The sequence below is a fragment of the Dehalococcoides sp. genome (genome assembly GCF_041654235.1).
GTDB lineage: Bacteria > Chloroflexota > Dehalococcoidia > Dehalococcoidales > Dehalococcoidaceae > Dehalococcoides > Dehalococcoides mccartyi_B.
Window position 1 is genome coordinate 1 of sequence record NZ_JBAZDW010000084.1, and the last position, 4,268, is coordinate 4,268.

A 4,268-nucleotide genomic window follows, 5' to 3' on the forward strand; every position below is an offset into this window, starting at 1 on the left:
GCTTTCCATAGCCTGATTGAACAGCGCCAGTTTGGCACTGTCTTCTTCGGCAATTTCAGGCGGGGTGATAAACTCGGCCTGATTTTCCTTAACGTAACGCTGGCTTCGCTGGGAGTAACTGCCAATACGGTGTCTGACCAGCTCATGGGTAACCACCCGTGAGGCCTTTATATAAAAAGTGGCCGAAACATGCTCAAGCAGGCTTTCGTGCCCTTGTTTGATGCGTGTCTGAAGCCAGTCCTGGCTGCTGCCAAGTTTATTGCCGCTGGCGTAACAAAGCCGTCCGGCTTGTTCTGCCAGATTTTCGGCATCCGGAGTAATGGCCAGCAGTTTTACTTCTACGTTATATTCCATAAAAGGCGTCTCCTTATGCCGAAAGGATACCAATTCAGAAGTATTTTCACAAGCGGAAACAGTGTTGATAAAGAATGATTTTAATCTGTATTGCAAGCTGTTTTTCGCAACTTGCCAATACATGGCGGCATCAGGGAGAAAACAGTTAGATTATCTGCCCGTCAGATTCATGAATTTGATCAAGTCTGCGGGTAGCATTGAATTTGGATGATGAAGTTTGGATTATAGATTTATCCCGTATTCTTAAGAGCATGTTTTCCAGTTGGTCCAACTCTTCGTCAGACAAGACATCAAATATTTTACGTGTTTCAGTGAGATTGGTGCTTATAGTTTCTCTTAACTGCATACCTTTTTTGGTAATAGATACCCGAATCATATTTTTTCTTTCCAAGTTTTTGGTGAGTTCGACCAGCCCTTTTTTCTCCATGTTTCTCAATATGGCGGTAATGGTGTTTGGCTGACGGAAATACAATTCGGCTATTCGGGTGGGTGTCATGGTTTTGTCTTTGGAATGATACAGACGTTCCAGTATGCCCGCCTGTTCAGGGGAAACGCCGTACTCCAGCAGGTCTTTTCTGCGTACGTGATAGGCAGCAACCCTTGCCTGCATAAGTGTGGACCATATTGCGTAGCCGTTTTCCCTTAGTCTGTGAGTCATATAGCCTTCTCGGTATTCAGTAGTTTTCTCTACTATGTGTATGCGCTTATTAAACAATATCTTGGGGGGTAAATACAAATATTTGATTTAAAAATGAGGTGTGCAGGTTTAAGTATTGTCTTATTGGGCTAAAAATATACTAAATGCTTAGCTTTCTTGGCCTTAAGGCCTATTGACCAATATAATATCTGTAACTATAATCGTATACTAGTATCGTATACTATAATATAATTGAATATACGAAAGGAGATCGCTGAAATAAATTGGCTCTCGGGGAAGACCGGGTGGCTATAGGAAAGACTAAATATTGATAAAAAGGAAAATTAAAAAATGCCTAATTTCCATCACACTATTAGTCGCCGTAATTTCATGAAAGGACTGGGGATATTAGGGACCGGTCTTGGAACTGCGGCGGCAACTGCTCCGGTTTTTCACGATTTGGATGATATTATTTCTTCGCCTAAGGCTGAATGGAAACGACCCTGGTGGGTGAAATACCGGGAGGCGGATAATCCCACTACCGAAATTGACTGGTCTTTGATGAATAGATGGGATGCCCGTCAGACAGCGCAAGCGCCCGGTATCCAAGCCAAATATCTGGGTGCGGACGAAATAAAGAAGAGATACGCCAATGTCCTGACCAACAAGGTAAAGGCCATTACCAATGATACCCCCGGTCAGACACTGAGAGATTACGCTCTTTCATCCGGCGCGGGCTATTTTATGAATTTGCCTTATGTGACTACTTTTATGGGTCCCCAGAAAGTGGCTACACCTCAAAGCTTAAGTGTCCCGGTCTGGCAGGGTACTCCTGAGGAAAATAGCCGGATGCTGCGGTCTGCGGTAATCTTCTATGGTGGAGGGCAGGTTGGTTTTGGTGTTATAGACCAGAAAATTAAAGACAAGCTGGTATTTACCAATCATAAAGGGGCTGCCAACTCCATTGGCTTTGTTGAAAATTTCCCCCCGCCGCCTGCATTGGGTAAATCATATTTATTTGAAGATGTGGAGCAGGGTTATGAAGGGGCGACTACATTTGTTCTGCCGTCCAATAAACAGCTTTATGAATTCTGTTTCACTGTGCCTATGTCCAAAGATATGTTCAGGACGGCTAACGAATCCCAGATAATGTATTCGGCCAATCTGTCTCGTTATCGGCTTTTCGGTAATATCCAAAATTGTATTCAGGAATTTATCCGCTCACTTGGCTATACCTGTTACGGTTACGCGTCACCCTTTTCCGGTATGATGCCCGCAATTGCCAGCGCCCAGTTAACCGGTATTACGGAAGGAAACCGAAACAATGGCTTCTGCACCAGCCCCGAATACGGGCCTATACTTGGGGTGTTCAGCTTGGTTACCGACATGCCTCTTGAACCTACTAACCCCATCGATGCCGGTATCTGGCGGTTCTGCCAGACCTGTACCAAGTGTGCAGATGCCTGCCCTGTAAACGCCATACCCAAAGATCATGAACCCTCTTGGGAGTTGCCGACTGTTTATGGCAAGCCGGATATCACGCATTCTCCGGGAAGAAAACAGTACTGGACGAATGCCCTTGATTGCTGGCTCTTCTTGACTGAGTACAACGGCTGCGGTGCCTGTATGGCTACTTGTACTTTCAATACTAATAATGCTCCTATCCATGAGCTGGTCAGGACTACATTGGCAACTACGCCGTTGTTGAATTCATTCTTGTGGCAGGCAGATAAATTCTTTGGTTACGGTTTGACTGAAGACAAGGAAGCCTGGTGGGATCTGTCTATGCCGGTTTACGGGTTTGACAGTGCCGCTACCTCAAGTCAAGGCGGTTATAACAAATAAACCCCAATGCATTATAGGAGAGTGAAAATATGTGGCTTATTATTGGTTTAATTATCGGTGCCCTGCTGCTTGGGCTTGTTTGGCTGATGAAACGGGGTAATTTCAGTCTTACCTGGTATGAATGGCTGATAGGGATTATCGGCATGGCTTTGATTCTCTTTACCATCCAGAATTTTGTTGGCAGTCTGGATGAATTGGAGAGCAAAGCAGCCTCTATGTTCCTGCTGGTTATCGGATTGCCCGGCCTTATTCTGCTGGCAATCTCATGGCAATTGGCTGCCAGGCGTATAAAGAAAGCCTGAATCTCAATTACCCGTGTATTGATTAAAAGAGGGGGAGACCTGGGTCTCCCCCTCTGGTTTTTGCCCAGGCCTGATATAGCTGTTGGTGTTTAGGTTATGGATTATATAGCCTCATTGATATTTGGTAGTTTTTTCTGATATCTGTATACGCTCGTTATCCAATATCCTGGTAGATATAAACTCAAATATTAGTTATATGGATGTACCGTACAGGGTTTTCTATTTTATATTCGGCTAAAAATATACTAAATGCTTAGAAAGACTAGGCCTTTAGTCCTATTTACTACCTATGCTGCGGCCACTATAATCGTATACTATAATCGTATACTAGCAATATACCAAATATATGTTAGGAGGCTGTATGTAAGTTGGCTCTCGGGGAAGACTAGGTGGCTATAGGAAAGACTAAATATTGGTAAAAGGAAAATTGAAAAATGTCTAATTTCCATTCCACACTCTCGCGACGTGATTTTATGAAAAGCCTTGGGGTAGTCGGAGCAGGTTTGGGTACTATGAGCGCTGCTGCCCCTGTTTTCCACGATTTGGATGAGGTCACGTCTTCAACCCTTGGTATCAATAAAAATCCCTGGTGGGTAAAGGAAAGGGATTTCAAAAATCCTACCGTACCAATGGATTGGCCCAAAATTACCCGCCATGCGGGCACGTTTAAGACTTTACCCAGACCCACTGTAGCTGATTTCACAAAAGCCGGCGTTGTCGGCGGTACTTCCACTGACCTTGAAACCCCTGAAATGGCCCTGACTCTTTATGATGCCATGGCCAAGGAGTTTCCAGGCTGGACTCCCGGCTATGCCGGTATGGGAGATACCCGAACCACCGCCCTGTGCAATGCTTCCAAATTTATGATGATGGGTGCCTGGCCCGGCAATATGGAAATGGGCGGTAAAAGGATTAATGTTCAAGCGGCTATTATGGCGGCCGGCGGCAGCCCTACCTTTACTCCGTGGTTGGGGCCTCAGCTGGATACTACTACCCGTCCCCAGGATTTCGGGGCTCCGGTCTGGCAGGGTACTCCCGAAGAAAACCTTAAAACCTGCCGCTCTGCCTTCAGATTCTTTGGCGGCTCGGATGTGGGTGCTATTGAAATTGACGACGATGTTCTTAAATTT

At 45.2% G+C, this 4,268-nt stretch carries 5 protein-coding genes; 3 read left to right on the top strand and 2 right to left on the bottom strand.

Features of this window, described 5'->3' with window-relative positions:
• Together thyX and WC259_RS07715 are read right to left on the bottom strand one after the other, a co-directional pair.
• The coding region (thyX, locus tag WC259_RS07710) for an FAD-dependent thymidylate synthase (RefSeq protein ID WP_372644065.1) at positions 1 to 354 on the bottom strand (354 nt) is incomplete at its 3' end.
• A gap of 145 nt (positions 355 to 499) precedes the next feature.
• On the bottom strand, positions 500 to 1,012 hold the full coding sequence (locus tag WC259_RS07715) for a MarR family winged helix-turn-helix transcriptional regulator (RefSeq protein WP_012984496.1): 513 nt from the start codon (positions 1,010 to 1,012) through the stop codon (positions 500 to 502).
• A 330-nt stretch (positions 1,013 to 1,342) separates the two neighbouring features.
• Here WC259_RS07715 and WC259_RS07720 point away from each other — a divergent pair, with 330 nt between their 5' ends.
• The 3 genes from WC259_RS07720 to WC259_RS07730 all read left to right on the top strand — a co-directional run.
• Positions 1,343 to 2,836 carry a reductive dehalogenase gene (locus WC259_RS07720; protein WP_011309829.1) on the top strand — a complete coding sequence of 498 codons (1,494 nt, stop codon included), beginning with the start codon at positions 1,343 to 1,345 and terminating at the stop codon, positions 2,834 to 2,836.
• A 29-nt stretch (positions 2,837 to 2,865) separates the two neighbouring features.
• Positions 2,866 to 3,138 carry a hypothetical protein gene (locus tag WC259_RS07725; protein ID WP_011309828.1) on the top strand — a complete coding sequence of 91 codons (273 nt, stop codon included), beginning with the start codon at positions 2,866 to 2,868 and terminating at the stop codon, positions 3,136 to 3,138.
• A 434-nt stretch (positions 3,139 to 3,572) separates the two neighbouring features.
• Positions 3,573 to 4,268, top strand: a 696-nt coding sequence (locus tag WC259_RS07730) for a reductive dehalogenase domain-containing protein (RefSeq protein WP_372644070.1), incomplete at its 3' end; no start/stop codon positions are given.